The sequence below is a fragment of the Erysipelatoclostridium sp. AM42-17 genome, from assembly GCF_003480255.1.
Classification (GTDB): Bacteria; Bacillota_I; Bacilli_A; order Erysipelotrichales; family Coprobacillaceae; genus Faecalibacillus.
In genome coordinates this window covers 58,774-81,211 of sequence record NZ_QUIN01000004.1, presented here as the reverse complement: position 1 = coordinate 81,211, position 22,438 = coordinate 58,774, and the positions used below count along the sequence as shown (strand labels likewise).

The window sequence follows — 22,438 nt, the reverse complement described above, 5'->3', positions numbered from 1 at the left end:
GCGCAACCTTATAAATACATCCTATCTTTTTAAGATAAATGTTTTTTAATAAATTTAACAACTTCATCTAACATTTCTTCACAAAAAAACATCGGTCCACCATGGTCAGCACCTTTCATTCGATAAAAAACAACCTCTTTATTTTTATCTAATAAAGCTTGGTATAGTTTTACACTTTGTTTAAAGGCAACAAGACGATCTTTAGTTCCATGAGCAATCAATATCGGCGGAATATCACCGTCTAAGTAATGAATAGGATTTGTTTGATAAGCTATATCGAGATTGTCTAAAACATTTTTTCTTCCTATTAAATATCCTTCTGGACTGTCAGGTTGCTGATGATTTTTTGTTGTAGGAAAACCATCTTCCATGGTAATATCAACAACACCATAAAAATCAATAATTCCTTTTATATCACAAGAATATTCTTCATATAAATGACTATCCAGCATATTTAAATGAGATGTAAGTCCAGTAAGTAAAGCAACATGTCCACCAGAAGAATCACCAAATAAAAAAGTATTTTTATTGTCGATATAATATTCTTCACTATGTTTTTTTAAAAAACGAATCGCTGTTTTTGTATCTTCAATCTGGGCTGGAAAGGGAGCTATGTCGCTTTCACGATATTGTACAATAGCAACAACAAACCCCTGTTTGCATAAATAATTAAGTTGACCTACATGTTGATAAACATTTTGTTGATGCCATGCTGACCCTTGAACATAAATAATTAATGGATATTTTTCATGATTCATATTTCTTTTTCGAGGCATAAGTATCTGTAAAACACGGCTTATACCATCAAGATTCATATATTCAACATCTGGTATATATATTGTATCCATCTCTTCGTCGCTCATGACTTTTGTATTCATTCCCTCAATGACTGTTTCATCTTCTATCATTTCTTCATATGTCATTTTTTACACTTCCTTTTATAATTTAATCAATAGTCATCAAGTCCTTCACTTGTAATGTAAAAGTACTTACATCATTAAAGCCTATTTCTTTTAATTTTTTTACAACTGTTAAACAGTTTTCACCTACTCGATCACTAGTATGACTATCAGTTCCAACTGTAATAATGCGTCCTCCTATATCATAATATCTTTGTACTTGTTCAAAATTAGGAAAACCACATGTTTTCAAATCTCGATATCCAGATGTATTTACTTCTATACCTTTTCCTTTTTTTATTAATGTTTTAAATATTTCATCAATAATATCTTGATACTTTTGATGATCTACACTTTTATCTTGATAAGGGCCATAGCGAACAATGTAGTCTAAATGACCTAACACATTAAAACAATCGAATTCTTGAACACATTTTAATGTTTCCTCAAAAAACTCTTGGTGAGCTTGTTCTTTAGATTTATTTTTAAAGAATTCACCATAATAAAATTCTGTATGATGGATAACATGAATTGATCCAATTACAAAATCAAAAGGGTATTGAGCAATTAATTGATTAATTTCTTCCTTATGATCTAAATCCAACCCTATTTCAATTCCCCATTTAATTTTAATTTTATCTTTAAATTCCTCTTTTAATGACTGAATTGTTTGATAATAGTTTTCAACGTCTAATTCAAAAGAATCAATAGGATAATCAAAATCCCGATGATCTGTAAAACAAATTTCATCCAAATTCATCTTTATAGCTTGTAAAACATGTTCTCTGGGATTGACCTCACTATCACCAGAAAAACATGTATGCATATGATAATCTATTGTTTTCATAGTTTTATTAAAAAAGGAGAATGCTCTCCTTAATATTCTCCTCTCGTATGAAATTCTTTTTTATTTCCTGTAATTTGATGACGCGCTTTAAGTTTATTTTGAATATCAGATAAAGCCACTCCACGATCATTCATTAATACAAAGACATGATACAATAAATCACTAATCTCACCTACGAGTTCATCTTTATTATCATTTTTAGCAGCAATAATTGTTTCACTTGCTTCTTCACCAACTTTTTTACAAATCTTATCTACACCTTCATTTAAAAGATAATTAGTATATGATTTTTCTTTTGGATGAACTTTACGATCAGCAATTAAATTTTCTAATTCTTTAAAGATATCTACGCTGTCATATGGTTTCACTTCATTAAAGAAACAAGAATAAGCACCAGTGTGGCAAGCAGCTCCTGTTTGCTTAACATAAATAAGTAAAGTATCTAGATCACAATCTAAATAGATTCCTTTAACATCTTGAAAATGTCCTGATTCTTCTCCTTTGTGCCATAGTTTTTTTCGACTTCTTGAATAAAATACAGTTTGACCAATCTCAAGCATTTTATCATAAGCTTCTTCATTAACATAAGCAAGCATTAATACTTCTTTTGTTTGATAATCTTGTACAATTGCTGGAATTAATTCCATTTTTTTAAAATCTGGTCTCATTTTGCTCTCCTTACATTTATATGATGTTGTCTACATGCCTCTCTGACATCTTCTACTGTTGCTTCATCAAAGTGAAATAAAGAAGCAACAAGTGCAGCATCACAATTTGTTTTTTCAAATACATCAATAATATCTTGAATACTTCCACAACCACCACTGGCAATAACCGGTATATCTACAACTTGACAGACTGCATTAATCATGTCAATGTCATATCCTGCTTTTGTTCCATCAGCATCCATAGAAGTTAATAAAATCTCTCCAGCACCTAATGATTGACATTTCGTTACCCAGTCAATTAAATCAATGCCAGTATTTTCTCTGCCACCTTTGACATAAACATCATAACCACTACCATCATCTCTTTTTTTAGCATCAATGGCCACAACAACGCATTGAACACCAAATTCTTTGGCAGCATCTTCAATTAATTGTGGATTTGCTATAGCTGCTGAATTAACGGACACTTTGTCAGCACCACTTGCTAAAATCGTTCTAAAATCATCAAGAGTACGAATTCCCCCTCCTACAGCTAAAGGAATTGTAAGCTCACTGGCTCCACGTGCTATTAAATCTTTAATAATATCTCTTTTTTCATATGAAGCGGTTATATCTAAAAAAACAACTTCATCAGCACATTGTAAGTCATATTTTTTGGCTAGTTCAATAGGATCACCCACATCTTTTAAACCAACAAAATTGATGCCCTTAACAACCTTACCATCCTTAATATCTAAACAAGGAATTATCCTTTTTGTAAGCATGTAATCGCCTCCTTTAAGTCAACTTTATTTTCATAATAAGCCTTTCCGACGATACAAGCATAATAGCCCTTATCAGCTACAGCTTTAATGTTATCAAAATCTTTAATACCACCAGAAACAACAAATTGAATTGAACTATGTTGATAAATTTGATCATACATATCAAAGTTAGGTCCTGTTAAAGTTCCATCTTTTGAAATATCCGTCGCAACAATATATTTTACCCCTAAGTTTTCTAATTGTTTAATAAAATCAAGATAAGCTACTTGACTTGTTTGTAGCCAGCCTGATGTTGAAACAAAACCATTTTTTACATCAACACCAACAACAATTCTTTGAGGTCCATATTTATCAAGGGCTTCTTTTAAAAATTTTGGATTTTCAATAGCTGCTGTTCCTAAAATAACACGATCAATACCTACTTCATTTAAATATAAATCAACAGTTTCCATATTACGGATTCCGCCACCTAATTCTAAATTCATTGAAGTCGCATTTCTAATTTTTTTAATCGTTTCTAAATTGATGCATTGTCCATCTTTAGCTCCATCCAAATCAACAACATGAAGAATCTTGGCACCTAACTGTTCAAAATGTTGCGCTAACTGTTCAGGATGATGACTATAAACTGTTTTTTGATTGTAATCTCCCTTAAACAATCTTACTGCTTGTCCATCTTTTAAATCTATCGCTGGTATAACTAACATGATATCATCTCCTTAAATGCCTTTAATAAATTTTGTCCGACCGTTCCACTTTTTTCAGGATGGAACTGACATCCCATTACATTTTTATTAGCCACAATTGCTGTGATATTAGCTTTTCCATAATCACTGTAAGCCACTAAATATTGTGGATCACATTTTGCATAATAAGAATGAACAAAATAAACATCTTCATTTTCATTAATATATTTTAATAATGGATGTTTTTGATTGAAATGAAGCTGATTCCATCCCATGTGTGGAATCTTTTCATCTATATCCATAAATTCAACAGTTCCTGGAATAAATCCTAACCCTGCTGTTTTTTCTACCTCATAACCCCAATCAAACAATATTTGCATACCTAAACAAATACCTAATATAGGTGTCCCTTGTTCCTTTTTTTCATTTAATACATCAATTAAATCATATTTTTTTAGATTTTCCATAGCTACTGGAAATGCTCCAACACCCGGTAAAACAATTCCATCTGCTTGTCTAATAACATCTTGATCTCTTGTAATAATAGGATCAAGACCAATTCTTTTCAAAGCGCCATAAACACTTTTTAAATTCCCCAAGTTATAATCAATAATAGCTAACATGATATCCCCCCTAAAAGATTTATAAAACACCCTTTGAAGAACTTACTTTATCCGCATTTTCAGGATCAATTTTAACTGCTTGTTTTAAAGCACGTCCTAAGGCTTTAAAACAAGCCTCAATAATATGATGACTATTTTTGCCATAGTGTTCATTAATATGTAAAGTCAAATTGCCATGTGTCGCTAATGCTCTAAAAAATTCTTCTGTCATCTCAGTTTCATAATTCCCTAAAATTACTGTTGGTAAATCTGGAACATGATAGACCAAGAAAGCACGACCACTGATATCTAAATCAACCGTTACCAATGCTTCATCCATTGGAATTGTAAAACTACCATAACGATAAATACCTCGTTTATCACCTAAACATTCAGTTAATGCATCTCCCAAAGCAATGCCTATATCTTCCACTGTATGATGACTGTCAACTTGCAAATCACCATCACATGTTAAATTCAAATCAAATTGACCATGAAACGCAAGCAAAGTCAACATATGATCTAAAAAGCCAACCCCTGTATTAATAGATGATTGTCCTTCTCCATCCAAATTTAAAGTAAGGTTAATTTTTGTTTCTTTAGTTTCTCTTTTTATTGTCGCTGTTCTCATATTATTGATCCTCGAATCTTACTGCAATTGAATTAGCATGAGCATCTAATCCTTCACTTTTAGCAAATGTTTGGACGTCATCTTTGAATGTTTCTAAAACGTTTTTAGGATAATAGCTATAAGATGAATATTTAACGTAATCATAAACACCTAAAGCAGAATAGAATTTTGCTGTTCCACCTGTAGGTAAAACATGGTTTGTTCCTGACATATAATCTCCTAATGGTTCTGGAGTATATTCTCCTAAAAAGATTGAACCAGCATTTTTTATTTTTGGTAATGTATTAACAGGATTTTCAACTAATATTTCTAAATGTTCCGGTGCAAGATAATTAGAAACTTCAAAAGCTTCATCTAAATTATCTACAATAATAGCACCTCCATAGTTTTTCAATGATTCTTCAATAATTTCTTTTCTTGATAAATATGCTATTTGTCTTTTTAGTTCTTTGTTAACTTCTTCAACTAATGATTGGCTTGTTGTTACAAGCATAGCACTAGCAAGCTTATCATGTTCTGCCTGTGACATTAAATCAGCAGCAATATACTTTGGATTAGCTTTTTCATCAGCAATAATTAAGACCTCACTTGGTCCTGCTACCATGTCAATATCGACAACCCCATAACTCAATTTCTTTGCTGTAGCAACATAGATGTTACCTGGTCCAACAATTTTATCTGCTTTTTTTATTGTTTCTGTTCCATTTGCTATTGCAGCCACCCCTTGTGCTCCCCCAAATTTATAAATGGTATTAACACCACTGACTTTAGCTGCTGCAACGATGACCGGATTGACTTTACCATCTGCTTTAACTGGTGTAATAATAACTAAATCTTTCACTCCAGCAAGCTTAGCCGGAACAGCATTCATTAAAACTGTTGAAGGATAACTTGCTGTACCTCCTGGTACATATAAAGCTACTCTTTCAATCGGTCTTACCATTTGTCCCATAATAACACCATTGTCTTTATATAAAGACCATGATTTATCAATTTGATTCTTATGAAATTCTGTAATTTGTTTTTTTGTTCTTTCTAAAATACGAATATAATCCTCGTCTACTTCTTTTAAAGCCGCTTCTTTTTCAGCATCACTTACTATCAAATCTTGTTCATCTTTTATTTCATAGCCATCAAATTTTTTACAGTAATCAAACAGTGCTTGATTCCCATTTTTTCGTATATCTTGAATAATGCCATTTACTGCATTGTTTACTTCTTCGCTAATTTCTTCTTTACGATTATTTAATTTATTAGCTATTTCTTTTAAATCCCCGTTATAATTAATCGTTTTTAACATGTTTTATCCCCCTATAACATTTTCTAATTTATTAACAACATTCATAATTTCAGCTTTTTTAAATTTAAAACTTACTTTATTGACAATCAAACGTGTTGAAATATCACTTACTTTTTCAATCACTTCTAAACCGTTTGCTTTTAATGTTGACCCCGTTTCAACAATGTCTACAATTGCATCAGAAATGCCTGTTACCGGTCCTAATTCAACTGATCCTTCTAATTTAATAATTTCAACATCTTCCTGTTTTGAAGCAAAATATTTTTTAGCCACATTCGTATATTTACTAGCGATTTTCTTTCTTCTTTTAAAATCTTTCGTGCGATACTCTGGATAAGCAGCCACTGCAAAAAAGCATTTACCAATATTTAAATCAAGCAATTCATCATAATCATCAAAATCAACATCATCCAATGTATCTTTACCAACAAAACCTATATCAACAATTCCATGTTCCAAAAAAGTAACCACGTCATTAGGCTTACCAAAAATAACCGAAAATCCATCTTTAGTTTCAATTAATAATTCTCTATCCTTATTAATAATAGGATCCATATCAAATCCTGCCTGTTGTAATAATTTACAAACCTGTTTTTCTATTCGCCCTTTTGTAATTGCAATCTTAATCATTGATTTCACCTTCTCTTTCAATCGCTTTTAAAATATGATTCATGTGATAACAAAATCCTATCGCACTTGCCTGACGATTAAAACGTGGTAATAAATCATCATATCTTCCCCCTGAGATAATAGGTGAAGCTGATTGATCGCTATAACCCTTAATCATTAAACCAGTATAATATTTCATTGTCGGAACCATTCCCAAATCAAAAATAATATGTTCTTTATTTTCAAGTGAATTATATAAATCTCTTAATTCAATTAATGCATCTTTTAATTCCTGATCTTTAATGGTATCAATAGCTTCTTCTAATAAATCAATATTTCCAAAGGCCGTAGGTAATTTTAATAATAATTGATTAAGTCCATCATAAAAATAATTTTCTTCAACAAACTTTTTCATACCACTGATGTCTCTTAATCTTAAAATATGTGTCAAATCATCCTTTTTATCTTCTACTAATTCTAATAATCGATTGTAAAATTTAGCAGAACCTAATTCAATTAAAATGTTTTTTAAAGCTAAATATTTTAATGATTGTTGAATCATATTCATGCATTCCAAATCACCTTGAAGACCAGGCAGATTCATCAATTCGACCCCACCTTGAAAAAATTCGCTACTTCTACCTTTATGCATCGTTTCTTTACGGTATACTTTACCAAAATAACAATAACGTGCAACATCCTGATTATGACTGTTAGCATAAAGACGAGCTAGTGGAATTGTAAAATCCAACCTCATTGCTACATTTTTACCCTCATGATTAATATATTGAAACATTTTATCTAATTCAAAGCCGCAATCTAACTTGGTATACAAGTCAACATATTCAAACGATGGCATTAAAACCTCATTGTACCCATGACTAGAAAAAATCCCCCTTAAATTATTCTCTATTTCTCTTAATTTTGATACATTTGTAATAATTGCATCAATGCTTTCTTCTGGTATTAAATACTGAAACTCTTCCATTCTATGTCCCCCTACTAAAAAACGAGTCATTGACTAATGACTCGTTGTTCTTTATTGTGCCATTAGATACGCCCTTAATATATAGTGAAAATGGGCTGTATCATCAAATGATATAACCCTATGTATTCCAATGGTGATGGTGATTTAATTGTACAAAAATAAGTTTTTTCATATTGATCACCTCTTGTTGGTACTATATTAGCATAAATTGTATACAAAATAAAGTACTATTTCATTAAATTATCTTTTATTATATTAATAACTTATTCTTACAATAATTATTTCTCAATATATTTATTTATTATTAAAGAGGGTTTACAATAATAACCAGGAGGACAATTAAAATGAATTATATTGAAAAAGTATTAAAAAGCGTTAAAGAAAAAAATGCTGATCAGCCAGAATTCATTCAAGCAGTAGAAGAAGTTCTTGAAAGCTTAGAACCTGTAATCGCTGCTCATCCTGAATATGAAAAAATGGCTATCTTAGAAAGATTAGTAGAACCAGAAAGAACATTAATGTTCAAAGTACCTTGGATGGATGATCAAGGACAAGTTCAAGTTAACAGAGGATACCGTGTCCAATTCTCAAGTGCCATTGGACCATATAAAGGTGGTTTAAGATTCCACCCATCAGTTAACTTAGGAATTATCAAATTCTTAGGATTTGAACAAATTTTCAAAAACTCATTAACTACTCTACCTATCGGTGGTGGTAAAGGTGGATCTGATTTCGACCCACAAGGAAAATCAGATGCAGAAATCATGAGATTCTGTCAATCATTTATGACTGAATTATATCGTCACATTGGACCTAGCGTTGATGTACCTGCTGGTGACATCGGTGTTGGTGGACGTGAAATCGGATATTTATTTGGACAATATAAGAGAATTAAGAGTGCCTTTGAAAATGGTGTACTAACTGGTAAACCTATGCCATATGGTGGATCATTAATTCGTCCAGAAGCAACTGGATTCGGTGCTGTATACTACGGAAAAGAAGTATTAGCTCACTTCGGGGAAACATATGAAGGTAAAACAATCGCTGTATCAGGATACGGAAACGTTGCTTGGGGTGTATGTTTAAAAGCAAGAGAATATGGAGCAAAAGTTGTTTCTATTTCAGGACGTGACGGTTACGTATATGATCCAGAAGGAATCACTACAGATGAAAAAATTGATTTCTTATTAAAAATCAGAGAATCAAATGATGTTAAATTAAAAGATTACGCTGAAAAATTTGGTTGTGAATTCCACGCTGGTGAAAAACCATGGGGATTAAAAGTAGACATGGCATTCCCTTGTGCTACACAAAATGAAATCGGTGAAGAAGAAGCAAAACAATTAGTCGCTAACGGAGTTAAATATATCATTGAAGGTGCTAACATGCCTACTACTGCTGAAGCTGTTCATTACTTCTTAAGTCAAGGTGGAACATTAGGACCAGCCAAAGCTGCTAATGCCGGTGGTGTTGCTGTATCTGCATTAGAAATGTCACAAAACTCTATGCGTTATAATTGGACAAGAGAAGAAGTTGATGAAAAACTTCATAATATCATGAAAGATATTTATCATTCTTCTGTAGCTGCTAGTGAAAAATATGGTTTAGGATACGACTTAATCAAAGGTGCAAATATCGCTGGATTTGAAAAAGTTGTTGCGGCTATGATTTCACAAGGAATTTATTAAAATACAATAAACATGTAAATAAAAATAATACATCTACTTATTAGATGTATTATTTTTTTTATTTAAAAATTGATGATATTGTTGATCTAGATCAAGATAATAAGAATGAGCATCAAAAATGCATAACTTTACTCTTTTATGATTGTTCAAATTAATAATTAATTTATGTTTAGAAATCAACTCATATGATTGCACGTTATCATATTTGACTACTTGAGGAAAGACACCTATTCCTTTAAAAGAATAAACAATGACCGAATCATCAAAAACATAACATTTAAATTTCATAAGCGCCATTGACAAAGTCATCATAAACAAAAGTCCTGCAATACAAAACTTAAATATCTGATGAATAGTTAAAAAATAGATCATCATAAACAAGATAATAATATTAAGTATAAATGCAATCATAGTCATTCTCATATCTTTGTATTTCATATATATCTCCTTTTATACAAAAAAGGAACTCTAATGAGTTCCTAAATTATCAAATGGTGGTTCCGGGCGGAATCGAACCACCGACACGAGGATTTTCAGTCCTCTGCTCTACCGACTGAGCTACGGAACCATTTGGCGGTCTGGACGGGACTCGAACCCGCGACCTCCGCCGTGACAGGGCGGCATTCTAACCAGCTGAACTACCAGACCTTTTGGTTGCGGGAGAAGGATTTGAACCAACGACCTTCGGGTTATGAGCCCGACGAGCTACCAGACTGCTCCATCCCGCGATATGAATTTTTTAAATGGCGGAGATTGAGGGATTCGAACCCCCGCAGGACGTTAATCCTCTGCTGGTTTTCAAGACCAGTCCCTTCAGCCAGACTTGGGTAAATCTCCGCTTCAATAATAATGGTGGACCCTGTTGGACTCGAACCAACGACCGATCGGTTATGAGCCGATAGCTCTAACCAACTGAGCTAAGGGTCCGTGTCTTTGCCTTAAGGGCACCAACTCTAACATGGTAGCGGGAGGGGGATTCGAACCCTCGACCCTCCGGGTATGAACCGAATGCTCTAGCCAGCTGAGCTATCCCGCCATGTTATGTTTTAATTAAATTGGTGGAGCCAAGCGGGATCGAACCGCTGACCCCCTGCGTGCAAGGCAGGTGCTCTCCCAGCTGAGCTATGGCCCCAATTATTTTAAATGGTCGGGAAGACAGGATTTGAACCTGCGACCCCCTGGTCCCAAACCAGGTGCACTACCAAGCTGTGCTACTTCCCGATAAATGGCGCGCTAGGCAGGAATCGAACCCACAACCTCTTGATCCGTAGTCAAGCACTCTATCCAGTTGAGCTACTAGCGCAATTCATAACGCTTGATTATTTTATCAAATTCATTAAGATAAGTCAAGCATTTTTTAAATGGTGCCCAGGGCCGGAATCGAACCGGCACGGATTTTAAAGGTCCGCAGGATTTTAAGTCCTGTGCGTCTACCAGTTTCGCCACCTGGGCATAAAATGGAGGTTCCAACCGGACTCGAACCGATGATAACAGAGTTGCAGTCTGTTGCCTTACCAACTTGGCCATGGAACCATTTCTTATTTATGTCGCTTAATTATTATATGATATTATCACACAAATTGCAACAGTTTTTTTCTTTTTAATTTTTTCGATTTAAGCATGTCTCTTTCAAGACAATGACTATTATATAATTTGACACCCTTGTTTGTCAATAAAATTCCACACTTATTTTTTGTGGATGACTCTATTTTTTCAAAAAGTTTTGATTATATCAACAAAAATAAGGATGAAAAATTTCATCCTTATTTTGATGCATTTGAAGCTGCAATTTTCACTTTACTAAATAAACTAGAAATAACTTTTCTTGTATTTTCATCATAAGCAAATACTTCATCTTTTTTATAACCTGAACGTGGTTTATACGCATTGATTCCCTTATAATCTGTTGATGCTAATTCCTTTAATACCTCTTTATTTGAAGACGTATATCCTACATAACTAGAATTATCATATGCTCCTTCATAACTTGTAACATAATTAATAAATTCATGTGCTAATGGCACGTTTTTTGCATTCTTAGGAATAACCATGGCATCAGACCATAAGTTTGTTCCTTCTTTTGGCATATAGAATCCCATATTTTTATTTTCTGACATAACATAAGCTGCATCACCAGAATACATTAATCCCAGTGCTTTTCTTCCTTGAGCCATATTATCAATAATTTCATCAGTAACTATCTCTGGTTGCATTGTGTTGACACAATTAATTAGCCATTGATATGCTTCATTCAATTCGTTTTGATTAGTTGTATTCATTGAATATCCCAAAGCTTTTAAAGCCATCATAAAAGAATCTCGCTCAGAATCATACAAATAAATATTTCCTTTATATTTTTGATCCAAGAAAATATTATATCCTTCTTTATCCAAATCTTCCTGACTCACTTTTGTTTTATCATAAGTAATACCTACAGTTCCCCAAAAATAAGGTACTGAATACTCATTGTGTGGATCATAAGGAAGTCCTTTTACCCCTTTTGCTAGCAAGTCTAAACAATCTAATTTTGAACGATCTAATTTTTGAATTAATTTTTCATTAATTAATCTTTCAATCATGTAATCACTAGGCACAATAACATCATAAGACTCACCATTAGCAATTTTGATATACATCTGTTCATTAGAATCAAATATATCCATAACAACTTTAGCACCTGTTTTTTCTTCAAAATTGCTAATTAAATTTTCTCCAGTATATTCTCCCCAGTTATAAACATGTAATGTTTGCCCGGCATATTTTTTTGAGTTAAAACCACCTTTAGATAAGCCCACACCAAGCCCTGCAACTGCAACAGTGATACTTACTAAAACAGCAATCCATTTCTTTGATAATGGTGCTTTATTTGTTTCCACTCTTTTTTGTTTAATCATTGGTAAAACATTAATAACAATGAGAACAATCGTAATTAAAACAACAACCAGTGTCGATATAGCGTTAATGCTTGGATTTACACGTTTTGACATCGTATAAACCATAATGCTTAAATTCTTCACACCACCACCGGTAACAAAATATGAAATAATAAAATCATCAAACGACATTGTAAAGGCAATAAGCGCTCCCGATATAATTCCCGGCATGATTTGAGGCACTAAGACCTTTGTCAAAGCCTGCCAAGGTGTAGCCCCTAAATCCATTGCTGCATCAGCTAAATTAGGATCTAGAGATCGAATTTTAGGCATAACGCTTAATATGACATAAGGAATACAAAAAGCAATATGTGCAAGCAACATTGTCATATAGCCTTTTTCTATATGAAACGTAATAAATAAAAGCATTAAACCAATTGCTGTAACAATTTCAGGATTCATAATCGGAAAATCATTAAGTTGGGAAACAACTTTTTGTATAATTTTCTTTGATTTAGATAAACCAATTGCTGTAATCGTTCCAACAATTGTAGAAACAATTGTTGCAATGACTGCAACAGAAATTGTCGTATATAATGATTGCATCATATCTCTACTAGCAAACATTTTTTGATACCATATCGTACTAAATCCACTAAAACTTGTTAAAGATTTACCAGAATTAAATGAAAAGACAATCATAAATAAGATTGGGAGATAGAAAAAGATAACAACCAACGCCATTAATATTTTTCCTACTATTCTTTTGTTCTTTTTCATAATTTTTGACTACCTCCACTATTTCTTTCATCTATTTTTCTAATAGCATACATACATACCATCATAATAGCAGCAATAATCAAAGAGATAGCACTACCAAAATTCCATTCACCAACTGTAATAAATTGATTTTCAATAACATTTCCTATTAAGAAATATTGACCTCCACCTAATAATTTTGGAATGAAAAATGAACTTACTGCTGGTAAAAAAACCAAAGCAATGCCACTTACTACTCCTGATAAAGACAATGGGAAAGTTACTTTAATAAATGTTTGAATCTTATTTGCTCCAAGATCAGCACTTGCTTCCAATAAAGATTTATCCATTTTACATAAAGCAGTGTTAATTTGTAAAATCATAAAAGGAATAAAGTTATAAACCATTCCTAATAAAACAGCACCTTCACTATAAAGCAATTGTCCATGATAAAGTCCTGTCCATTTCAAAATAGTCTGAATGATTCCGCCATCAGATAAAAGACCAATCCATGCATAAGTTCTTACAAGCATATTGATCCACATAGGAAGAGTAATCACTAAAACTAAAATATTTCTTAAACGATCACTACTACGCGCAATAAAATAAGCAATAGGATATCCTAAAAGTACGCATATAATCGTCGTTTTAATAGCGATACTGATTGAACGCCATAAAACAAGTAAAAAGTCTGGGTCGGTAAAAAACTTCTTAAAATGAGCTAATGTAAACGAAAAACTAACAATACTGTTACCTTGTGTTGTAAAAGCATATAAAGCAATTAAAATCATTGGTAACAATATCATTAATGCAGCCCATATCATATATGGTATAGCTAATTGAGATAGTTTTTTCATTAGAACACCATCTTCTTCATAACATGAATATCTTCTGGGAAGAAAGTTAATCCGACCTTTTTACCTTCTTCTACATAATCCGTTGTATGTATTTTAAATTCTCTACCTTCTGTAGAAAAACGTACTTGATAAATGCCTTCTTTAATTGTTTCAGGATCAAAATCATAATCAACATAAATGTCAACTGATTCATCTTCATCATTTAATTTCCATCCTTGTGCATTAGCCCAAGTTTTTAAATCGGTATCTAAAGCTACTGATTCTTTAATTTCATCAATTGTTTTAAAGAAATTAAATGCCATAACCCCTTCATTGGCTTTTAAGTTTTTAACAAACGGTTGATTGACAACAATAATTTTTCTCCTTACTTCTGTTCCATTTGAAGTAGAGAAAACAACTGGATATTCTCCTAATTCATTTTTTAAATCATATTCAATCTTATTAATCGAAATATATTCATCAGTTTCTGGATCCCATGCTTTTGCATCAGCACGAGCAATAATTTCAGCATCATCTAGAAGATGTAAATCTTCAATATCAACATAGAAATCATTAGCACTCATTTTTTCTTTACCATTTTCAGAAGTAACATCATGGCTTTGAGTTACTTGCATTTGAACAATCACTGTTGTTCCTGGTACAGTTTCTACCATAATTTCATAGTGTACCCCTTTAAATAAAACGCTCAATACTTCTCCTGTCATTTTTCCTTGATTTTCTTCTACAATATCAATATCTTCAGGGCGGATAACAATATCAACTGGTTCTTTTTCTTTAAAACCGAAATCAACGCAATCAAAAACATGATCATCAAATTTAACTTTATAATCTTCTAACATAACTCCTGAAATCAAATTGCTTTCACCTATAAATTTAGCGACATATTGATTTTCTGGTTCATTATAAATATCTTCCGGTGAACCGATTTGTTGAATCATACCATCTTTCATTACCACAATTTTATCAGACATCGTTAACGCTTCTTCTTGATCATGAGTAACAAAAATAAAAGTAATTCCTACTTCTTGTTGAATTCTTTTTAATTCGTATTGCATTTCTTTTCTTAATTTTAAATCTAAAGCGCCTAATGGTTCATCCAATAATAAAACTTTAGGTTCATTAACCAATGCCCTAGCAATAGCTACACGTTGTTGTTGACCACCAGAAAGTAATGTTACATTTTTATTTTCATAACCCTCTAAACCAATTAATTTCAACATTTTCATAACCATTTGTTCAATGACATCTGAACTCATTTTTTTTATTTTTAATCCAAAAGCAATATTTTGATAAACTGTCATATGAGGAAATAATGCATATTTTTGAAACACTGTATTGAGTTCTCTTTTATGTGGAGGAACATGACTAATGTCTTCTCCATCAAAAATAACTTGACCTTCATTTGCATCTAAAAAGCCACCTAGTATTCTGAGTAATGTTGTTTTCCCACAACCACTAGGTCCTAATAATGTCACAAATTCATTTTCATAAATATCTAAATTAATTCCTTTTAAAACAACCGTTCCATCAAAATCTTTAACAATATTTCTAAATTGTATTAATTTCTTTTTTTCCATAAAACTCTCCCTCTCTAAAACATTGGCGGTGTGGTAATCCATAATATCTTAGCGTCATTACTTCCTGTATTCATCAAATAATGACTTTGTTTACCATCTAAATAAAAGGTTTCTTTAGCCTTTAAACGATATTTTTTATGCCCACACACAAGCATAACTTGACCCTTTAAAACATAGCCAAATTCTTGACCATTATGACATGCCATTTCCATACTTTTTTGATGAGAATGTAATGTCATCAAAATAGGTTCCATTTCATTTTTTTGAGCATTAGGAATGACCCATTCGATAGTATATTCATCTTTTTCATTCACAAAAAAATCTTGAGTATGAAAAACAATTTTTTCATCTTTGTCACCTTGAAAGAACTCAGCTAAATTAGTCCCCAGTGCCTCTAATAGATCTTCAAGTGTAGAAATACTAGGACTGGTTAAATTCCTTTCAACTTGAGAAAGAAAACCTTTAGTTAATTCACTACGTGAAGCTAATTCTTCTAAAGTCAAATCATTTTTTATTCTCAAATCTTTTAACCTCTTACCAATATCCATATTCCCTCCATGTCAGTATATTAAACTTATAATTTAAAAAATCGAACAAAATCATTATACATGATTATTTGTCAAAAGCAATCATAAATTTTATATTTTTAATTTTGGGTTTAATATTACTAAACATATGCACAAAAAAAGTAAGTCCCAGGACTTACTCTAAATGTTCTCTTCTTTTTGATGATTCAATAAAAGCTTCCTTTAGTGCTTGTTCATCTTCATTTTTAATAGCTGTTTCAACACGGTCTAATTGTTCTTTAAAACAATCAATACTTTGTAATAGATTGTCTTTATTCTTAAAAAACAATTCACACCATAAGTCTTCATTAATGTTAGCAATACGTGTTAAATCACGATATGAATCCCCAATATATTTACCTGTATCATATTTTTGACGGTCACTATTGATTAAAGACACTGCAATAGCATGAGGCAACTGCGAAGTAAATGAAATGATTTCATCATGAGCCTGTGGCGACATAATCTTAACGCTTTTAAACCCTAAAGTCCCAACAAATTTCTCCATCATCTCGATTGTTTCTTTTTTATTAGTAGGATGTTCTATTAAAATATAATTAGCATTTTTAAATACTTCTTTACTTGCATAACTGTATCCTCTTTTTTCACGTCCAGCCATAGGATGACCACTAATAAATTCAACTTCAGGATCAATCATTTCCATTGCTTGATCTAAAAAATATGATTTTACTCCTACTGCATCACTAATAATACTTCCTTTTTTAAAATGGTTATTTTTAATAAAATCTAAGACCAACGAAGGATATAAACAAATAATTGTTAAGTCAGTCTTTTCAATTATTTCTTTTCCATCTTTATAGCCTTCTATAATGCAGCCTTCTTCTTTTGCCTGTTTTAATGTTTCTAAATTTGTATCGATGCCATAAACCTCATGACCAAGCCCTTTTAAAGCCTTAACGAAGCTTCCCCCAACGACGCCTAAACCAACAACTGTAATTATCATTTTCTTCCCCTTTATAATATAAATTTACCTGTAACAAATGACGCTAAACCTAAAACTAACGCTAAAAAGCAATAACGAATAAATAATGCAGACAATGGTGGTTTTTCTTCATTAATAAAGTAAAATGTTAAAACAAGTAACAAACTTGTCAATACACCGTGTCCTAAAGTTAATGCCGTAAGCATATTATACTTTTGAACAAGCATCGGTATAAAAATAAAACTTACCGCCATATAATCAATAATAATAAATAAAATTGATTTCCAATTTAAAGGAATCCATTTTAAATTAAAATTTTCTCTAAACTCACTTGATTTTTTCTTTTTTTCAATTGGTTTTGTTGTAAATTGATATTCTTTTTTATCACGTTTTAATTTACGATCAAAATTAGCCATCTTATTTTCTTTTTTCCTCCAACATCATCATTTTATAATCTAATAATCTTTTAGTAAGATCCACATAATAATCATGAGGATATTCTAACCTAAAGATTTCATCCCATAATCTTGCTTTTTCTTTTATTGAATAATCTCTAATTTCTTTAACCGATAATTCTTCATAAACAAATTGACCCTCTTCAAAAATAGGAATTTGTAAAGGCTCTATTGTATACGTATTAGCTTCTATTGTTTTACATTTCCAGCTATTTGATTGATGATAAATTGTTAAATCTTTTTGATTATCTAATTCTTCATCATAAAAAGCAATCACATCACCAATAGCTTTACCTGTCTCATTTTCAAATAAACGATATACTTTTTTATAACCCGGATTGGTTATTTTTTCAACATTTTCAGAAATTTTGATTTTAGGAACAATCTGTCCATCTTTTTCAATAGCTACCAATTTATATACACCACCAAATACTGGTGACGATTTAGATACAATTAAGTTTTCACCCACACCAAATGAATCAATTTTAGCTCCTTGATCTAAAATTGAACGAATTAAATATTCATCCAATGAATTTGAAGCAGTAATTTGAACATAACTTAATCCTGCTACATCTAACATTTGTCTTGCTTTTTTAGATAAATAAGCAATATCTCCGCTATCTAAACGAATTCCCTTTAATTTTTTACCCATTGGTTCTAAGACTTCTTTAGCCACCTCAATTGCATGAGGAACCCCACTTTTTAAAGTATCATACGTATCAACCAATAAAATACAATCATCCGGATAAGTTAAAGCATAAGTTTTGAATGCTTCATATTCATTATCAAATGATTGAATAAAAGAATGTGCCATTGTTCCTACTACCGGAATATCAAACATCATCCCTGCTGATACAGTTGCAGTTCCCGCTACACCACCAATATAAGCTGCTCTGGCACCATAAGTTGCACTATCATAACCTTGCCCTCTTCTTGCACCAAATTCAAAAACAGGACGGCCTTTTGCTTCTTGAACAACGCGATGAGCTTTCGTTGCGATTAATGATTGATGATTAATCGTAACAAGTAAAACAGTTTCGCTAATTTGAGCCTCAATTATTTTAGCTTTTACTGTAATTAATGGTTCATTAGGAAAAACTGGTGTTCCTTCCCTCATGGAATAAATAGATCCAGTAAAATGGAATTCTCTCAAATAATCAAAAAACTCTTCATCAAATTTATGTAAGGAACGGAGATATTCAATATCTCCTTCACTAAAATGTAAATCTTTGATACATTCTATTAATTGTTGTAAACCAGCATAAATAGCAAAACCACCATGATCGGGATTTTTACGATAAAACATATCAAAATAGACATATTGATCTTTTTTGCCTTGTTTAAAATAATTATAAGCCATTGTCATTTCATATAAATCCATAACTAATGTAAGATTTCTTTTATTGCCTGCATGTTGTGTCATTTTGCCACTCCTTATTCTTGTTTTATCATAATAATAAACTGATTTGTATTAAAAATCCAGTTAATTAAAAATATAATTCATAGGATTCTTGTTCACTACGTGGCATCACTTGTTGATTAATGACAGGAACTAATAAATTTTGCCCAGGGAAAATCATCATTTGATTATTCAAATTATTCATACAGCGAATAAAATCAACTGTAGAATTAAACATTCTTGCTATTCTAAAAACATTATCACCAGGTCTTACTTGATATAAAAAGATATCCCCTACCTTTCTAGGACGTGGTGGTCTTGGTGGTTGATTTCTTTGACAATCCCCTTCATATAATTCATCATACATATTTTATTCCTCCTTCATTGTATCTTATGTTTACTTGCAAATATGATATGGGCATAAAAAAAGTTATTATTCATCAAAGTATCTGAATAATAACTTCACTTAATCCAGCAAGAATCATCACGAGTACCGGATTCATTTTATATTTTCTAAGTAAAATCAAACAAATGATAAAAACAACGAAAGCATGATAACGAATATAGCCTATGCACACAATTGAATTTTTAAAAAATGAAGAAATCAAAATTGAAATCCCACTAATAGCAATCATAGCTACTACAGCCGGTCTTAAATAAGATAAAACCATCTGCATAAGCTTCATATTCTTATACTTAACATAAAAATATGCAAGTAAAGAAACCAAAATACATGAAGGTAAAATGCAACCAAATGTAGCAATCAAAGCACCAGGTAAATGTGCTACATATTGACCTATAAAAGTTGAACAATTTACCGCAATAGGACCTGGAGTCATTTGTGATATTGTAATCAAATCAGTAAAAATATTCTGATCAATCCAATGATATTGACTTACAACTTGTTGAAAAATAAGAGGCAAAGACGCATAGCCACCACCAAAACTAAACATGCCAATTTGAACAAAGGCAATAAATAATTTCAAATAAATCATATCTTTCGCCCCCTAACAAAAAACTCTAACAGAGCAAAAATCAAGCAAGCTATAATGATATACATAATATTGATTTGAAAAAAATAATTAAGAATAAAAGAAACTCCCACAATAATAATATTTCTGATTTTATTTTGGTCCATCACACTTAAAAACATATCATAAACAACACTGACAATAATCGCACAAATTCCTGCACGCATTCCTAGAAGCATAGCACTTACTATTTTATTAGTAATAAAAATTTGATAGAAATACGCAATGATACTAATAATAACGAGTGGTGGTATAATTGTACCTAAAACACAAACAATGATTCCTAATATACCTGCCATTTTATATCCTAAAACAATAGCACCATTGACAGCAATTGCTCCAGGAGCAACTTGAGCAATCGCCACTAAATCAAGCATTTCCTTTTCATCAATATAATGCAATTGATCTACAAAACGATCCTTTAATAAAGAAACAATAACATAACCTCCACCAAAGGTAAATGTAGACAAATAAAGCGTTGAAAAGAATAATTCTTTAAGTAAATTTCCTTTTTCCTTCATTATTTTCACCTCACGACTATTATAAAAAAAATTGGATATTCATAAAGTAGGTACTTTTAAGTAACTATCTTATAATTAAAAAAGGATGAAACATCCTTTTACTTAGCTAATTTTTGTAAGGCTGCTTTAGCCGCTTGTTGTTCTGCTCTTTTTTTACTTGACCCTTTACCTTTACCTAAAATCATATTATCCATTAATACTTCAACTTCAAAAATGGGAGCATTAGAAGGACCTTCAGTCGATATAGTTTGATATGTTACTGTCTTTCTTTGATCCGCTTGAATTAATTCCTGTAAAGTTGTTTTATAATCCGTAATATCATCATAATGGATATCTTCAACATGTTTATAAATCGTCATCTTTAAAATTTTATCTACATAATCATGTCCACAATCATGACATACAGCCCCGATAAATGCCTCAAATATATCTGCAAGAACACTATTACGATCTCTTCCACCATTATGTTCTTCACCTGATCCTAAATAAATAAAACGACCTAATTTTAATTCTCTAGCAAAACGAGCTAAAGATTCTTCTCTTACTAGTTTTGATCTTAAAGTCGTAAGCTGACCTTCGGGAATATCTTGATATAAATCAAAAATAAAATTAGAAACATGATACTGTAAAACAGCATCGCCTAAAAATTCTAATCGTTCATAATTTTTTCGCCCATTTTTTTCATTAGAAAAGGATGGATGTGTAAAAGCCTCAATAAATAAATCAATATTTTTATAAGGAATTTCTAATTGATCCAAAAATTCATTAATCTTCATGATGAACTAAACCTACTTTCATTTTTTCTACTACATTTGTTTTGACCATTTCAAAAGCTAAATCCATTGCACTTTCAAACGATTTTGCATCACTGGCACCATGAGCCTTAATAACCGGTTTAATAAATCCCATCATTAAAGCACCACCTACACTTGAAGCATCAAAACGATGTTTTAATTGACTTAATGCTGGCTTGGAAATCATGGCACCTAATTTTGTTCGTGACGATGATAAATAGGCATCTTTTAGTGATTTCATTAAAATACCAGCAACTCCTTCTACTGTTTTTAAAGCAACATTACCTGTAAAACCATCAGTGACAATTACATCAACATCACCATTCAATAACTCTTTACCTTCAATATTACCAACAAAATGAATATCTTTCATTTCTTTTAACATTTGATAAGTTTCTTTATGTACCTCATCACCTTTATGATCTTCACTTCCAATATTCAATAAAGCTACTTTAGGATTATCAATGTGACGAACATTCTTAGCGTAAACATTTCCCATAACTGCAAACGATTTTAATTGTTCAGCTGTATTTTCAGCATTGGCACCAACATCAAGCATAGCTACACCTTTACCATTATAAGTTGGTAAAATCGCCATTAGACATGATTTTTCTACCCCTTCAATACGCTTTAAAAATAACATTGCACTAGCATAATAAGCACCGGTATTACCACAAGATAAAACTGCATCCACTTCACCTTTGCGGGCTAACATCATTGCTTTAACCATACTTGATTCTTTTTTTCTACGAATCGCAAGAATATTTTCCGTCATTTCTAAAATTTCTCTTGCATCAACAAGTGTTACTTGTCGATAGTCTTTTAGTGCTTGTAATTCTTCTATTTTCCCGACTACATAGAGTTCATCTGTTTTATTTTTTTGTAAAAATGATAAACAGGCATCTACCACAATTTGACTTCCCAAATCACCACTCATGGCATCTATTGCTAATTTCATCAAATCACCTCTCCAGCATTATA

The 22,438-nt window shown here is 31.7% G+C and carries 24 protein-coding genes and 11 tRNA genes; 1 reads left to right on the top strand and 34 read right to left on the bottom strand.

All coding sequences use genetic code 11. The features are described 5' to 3' along the window. Positions 1-29 precede the first annotated feature (29 nt). Genes DW911_RS03095 through DW911_RS03050 form a run of 10 tightly spaced genes read right to left on the bottom strand, consistent with a single transcriptional unit; the run spans position 30 to position 7,994 of the window. On the bottom strand, positions 30-923 hold the full coding sequence (locus DW911_RS03095) for an alpha/beta hydrolase (RefSeq protein ID WP_118431877.1): 894 nt from the start codon (positions 921-923) through the stop codon (positions 30-32). A gap of 22 nt (positions 924-945) precedes the next feature. Continuing rightward, complete coding sequence (locus DW911_RS03090) at positions 946-1,746, bottom strand: histidinol-phosphatase HisJ family protein (RefSeq protein WP_118607452.1); 801 nt, start codon at positions 1,744-1,746, stop codon at positions 946-948. Positions 1,747-1,775: 29 nt separating this feature from the next. Continuing rightward, on the bottom strand, positions 1,776-2,414 hold the full coding sequence (gene hisIE / locus DW911_RS03085) for a bifunctional phosphoribosyl-AMP cyclohydrolase/phosphoribosyl-ATP diphosphatase HisIE (RefSeq protein WP_118607451.1): 639 nt from the start codon (positions 2,412-2,414) through the stop codon (positions 1,776-1,778). Then, on the bottom strand, positions 2,411-3,178 hold the full coding sequence (gene hisF / locus DW911_RS03080) for an imidazole glycerol phosphate synthase subunit HisF (protein ID WP_118431883.1): 768 nt from the start codon (positions 3,176-3,178) through the stop codon (positions 2,411-2,413). The genes hisIE and hisF overlap by 4 nt, the downstream gene beginning before the upstream one ends. Beyond that, the gene (gene hisA, locus DW911_RS03075; protein WP_118431885.1) at positions 3,160-3,885 is read right to left on the bottom strand and encodes a 1-(5-phosphoribosyl)-5-[(5-phosphoribosylamino)methylideneamino]imidazole-4-carboxamide isomerase; all 726 of its coding nucleotides are present in this window, start codon (positions 3,883-3,885) and stop codon (positions 3,160-3,162) included. The genes hisF and hisA overlap by 19 nt, the downstream gene beginning before the upstream one ends. After that, entirely contained in the window at positions 3,879-4,487 is a 609-nt protein-coding gene (gene hisH / locus DW911_RS03070) for an imidazole glycerol phosphate synthase subunit HisH (protein ID WP_118431887.1), read from the bottom strand. The genes hisA and hisH overlap by 7 nt, the downstream gene beginning before the upstream one ends. A gap of 19 nt (positions 4,488-4,506) precedes the next feature. After that, entirely contained in the window at positions 4,507-5,097 is a 591-nt protein-coding gene (gene hisB / locus DW911_RS03065) for an imidazoleglycerol-phosphate dehydratase HisB (RefSeq protein ID WP_118431888.1), read from the bottom strand. 1 nt (position 5,098) lies between these two features. Beyond that, the gene (gene hisD / locus DW911_RS03060; RefSeq protein ID WP_118431890.1) at positions 5,099-6,397 is read right to left on the bottom strand and encodes a histidinol dehydrogenase; all 1,299 of its coding nucleotides are present in this window, start codon (positions 6,395-6,397) and stop codon (positions 5,099-5,101) included. 3 nt (positions 6,398-6,400) lie between these two features. Further along, positions 6,401-7,027 carry an ATP phosphoribosyltransferase gene (gene hisG, locus DW911_RS03055; protein WP_118431891.1) on the bottom strand — a complete coding sequence of 209 codons (627 nt, stop codon included), beginning with the start codon at positions 7,025-7,027 and terminating at the stop codon, positions 6,401-6,403. Beyond that, positions 7,020-7,994, bottom strand: coding sequence for an ATP phosphoribosyltransferase regulatory subunit (locus DW911_RS03050; RefSeq protein WP_233541820.1), 975 nt, complete (start codon positions 7,992-7,994; stop codon positions 7,020-7,022). Before DW911_RS03050 ends, hisG begins: the two co-directional genes overlap by 8 nt. Before the next feature lie 344 nt (positions 7,995-8,338). Here DW911_RS03050 and gdhA point away from each other — a divergent pair, with 344 nt between their 5' ends. Then, positions 8,339-9,682 (top strand): NADP-specific glutamate dehydrogenase, encoded by a 1,344-nt coding sequence (gene gdhA / locus DW911_RS03045; RefSeq protein WP_118431895.1) that lies wholly within the window; start codon positions 8,339-8,341, stop codon positions 9,680-9,682. 33 nt (positions 9,683-9,715) lie between these two features. Here the strand turns inward: gdhA and DW911_RS03040 are convergent, their stop codons facing one another. The 24 genes from DW911_RS03040 to plsX form a co-directional block, all read right to left on the bottom strand. Next, positions 9,716-10,120: a hypothetical protein gene (locus tag DW911_RS03040; RefSeq protein WP_118607450.1), complete on the bottom strand. Its 405-nt coding sequence runs from the start codon at positions 10,118-10,120 to the stop codon at positions 9,716-9,718. 54 nt (positions 10,121-10,174) lie between these two features. Beyond that, positions 10,175-10,250, bottom strand: a tRNA-Phe gene (locus tag DW911_RS03035). Between the two features lie 3 nt (positions 10,251-10,253). Then, positions 10,254-10,330: transfer RNA gene (locus tag DW911_RS03030), tRNA-Asp, on the bottom strand. 3 nt (positions 10,331-10,333) lie between these two features. After that, a tRNA-Met gene (locus DW911_RS03025) sits at positions 10,334-10,410 on the bottom strand. Positions 10,411-10,426: 16 nt separating this feature from the next. Then, a tRNA-Ser gene (locus DW911_RS03020) sits at positions 10,427-10,519 on the bottom strand. Between the two features lie 13 nt (positions 10,520-10,532). Then, positions 10,533-10,609 (bottom strand) — tRNA-Ile (locus DW911_RS03015). A gap of 32 nt (positions 10,610-10,641) precedes the next feature. After that, positions 10,642-10,718 (bottom strand) — tRNA-Met (locus tag DW911_RS03010). Positions 10,719-10,738: 20 nt separating this feature from the next. Further along, positions 10,739-10,814 (bottom strand) — tRNA-Ala (locus tag DW911_RS03005). 12 nt (positions 10,815-10,826) lie between these two features. Further along, positions 10,827-10,903 (bottom strand) — tRNA-Pro (locus DW911_RS03000). A gap of 5 nt (positions 10,904-10,908) precedes the next feature. Next, positions 10,909-10,985, bottom strand: a tRNA-Arg gene (locus DW911_RS02995). Positions 10,986-11,044: 59 nt separating this feature from the next. Then, positions 11,045-11,134 (bottom strand) — tRNA-Leu (locus DW911_RS02990). A 6-nt stretch (positions 11,135-11,140) separates the two neighbouring features. Further along, a tRNA-Cys gene (locus tag DW911_RS02985) sits at positions 11,141-11,215 on the bottom strand. Positions 11,216-11,445: 230 nt separating this feature from the next. Then, on the bottom strand, positions 11,446-13,335 hold the full coding sequence (locus tag DW911_RS02980; protein WP_118431899.1) for an extracellular solute-binding protein: 1,890 nt from the start codon (positions 13,333-13,335) through the stop codon (positions 11,446-11,448). Beyond that, positions 13,332-14,171 carry an ABC transporter permease gene (locus DW911_RS02975; RefSeq protein ID WP_118431901.1) on the bottom strand — a complete coding sequence of 280 codons (840 nt, stop codon included), beginning with the start codon at positions 14,169-14,171 and terminating at the stop codon, positions 13,332-13,334. The genes DW911_RS02980 and DW911_RS02975 overlap by 4 nt, the downstream gene beginning before the upstream one ends. Next, entirely contained in the window at positions 14,171-15,748 is a 1,578-nt protein-coding gene (locus tag DW911_RS02970; RefSeq protein WP_118431903.1) for an ABC transporter ATP-binding protein, read from the bottom strand. Before DW911_RS02970 ends, DW911_RS02975 begins: the two co-directional genes overlap by 1 nt. A 14-nt stretch (positions 15,749-15,762) precedes the next feature. After that, positions 15,763-16,296, bottom strand: a complete 534-nt coding sequence (locus DW911_RS02965; protein ID WP_118431904.1) for a helix-turn-helix domain-containing protein — start codon at positions 16,294-16,296, stop codon at positions 15,763-15,765. A gap of 154 nt (positions 16,297-16,450) precedes the next feature. Next, the gene (locus DW911_RS02960) at positions 16,451-17,278 is read right to left on the bottom strand and encodes a prephenate dehydrogenase (protein ID WP_118431906.1); all 828 of its coding nucleotides are present in this window, start codon (positions 17,276-17,278) and stop codon (positions 16,451-16,453) included. An 11-nt stretch (positions 17,279-17,289) separates the two neighbouring features. Further along, positions 17,290-17,673 (bottom strand): hypothetical protein, encoded by a 384-nt coding sequence (locus DW911_RS02955; RefSeq protein ID WP_118431908.1) that lies wholly within the window; start codon positions 17,671-17,673, stop codon positions 17,290-17,292. Position 17,674: 1 nt separating this feature from the next. Then, positions 17,675-19,135 (bottom strand): nicotinate phosphoribosyltransferase, encoded by a 1,461-nt coding sequence (locus DW911_RS02950; protein ID WP_118607449.1) that lies wholly within the window; start codon positions 19,133-19,135, stop codon positions 17,675-17,677. Between the two features lie 64 nt (positions 19,136-19,199). After that, on the bottom strand, positions 19,200-19,478 hold the full coding sequence (locus DW911_RS02945; protein WP_118431912.1) for a LysM peptidoglycan-binding domain-containing protein: 279 nt from the start codon (positions 19,476-19,478) through the stop codon (positions 19,200-19,202). A gap of 73 nt (positions 19,479-19,551) precedes the next feature. Continuing rightward, positions 19,552-20,106: a chromate transporter gene (locus tag DW911_RS02940; RefSeq protein WP_118431914.1), complete on the bottom strand. Its 555-nt coding sequence runs from the start codon at positions 20,104-20,106 to the stop codon at positions 19,552-19,554. Then, the gene (locus DW911_RS02935) at positions 20,103-20,663 is read right to left on the bottom strand and encodes a chromate transporter (RefSeq protein WP_118607448.1); all 561 of its coding nucleotides are present in this window, start codon (positions 20,661-20,663) and stop codon (positions 20,103-20,105) included. The genes DW911_RS02940 and DW911_RS02935 overlap by 4 nt, the downstream gene beginning before the upstream one ends. 98 nt (positions 20,664-20,761) lie before the next feature. Continuing rightward, positions 20,762-21,439 carry a ribonuclease III gene (gene rnc, locus DW911_RS02930; protein WP_118431918.1) on the bottom strand — a complete coding sequence of 226 codons (678 nt, stop codon included), beginning with the start codon at positions 21,437-21,439 and terminating at the stop codon, positions 20,762-20,764. Continuing rightward, complete coding sequence (plsX, locus tag DW911_RS02925) at positions 21,429-22,415, bottom strand: phosphate acyltransferase PlsX (RefSeq protein WP_118431920.1); 987 nt, start codon at positions 22,413-22,415, stop codon at positions 21,429-21,431. Before plsX ends, rnc begins: the two co-directional genes overlap by 11 nt. Positions 22,416-22,438: the final 23 nt, after the last annotated feature.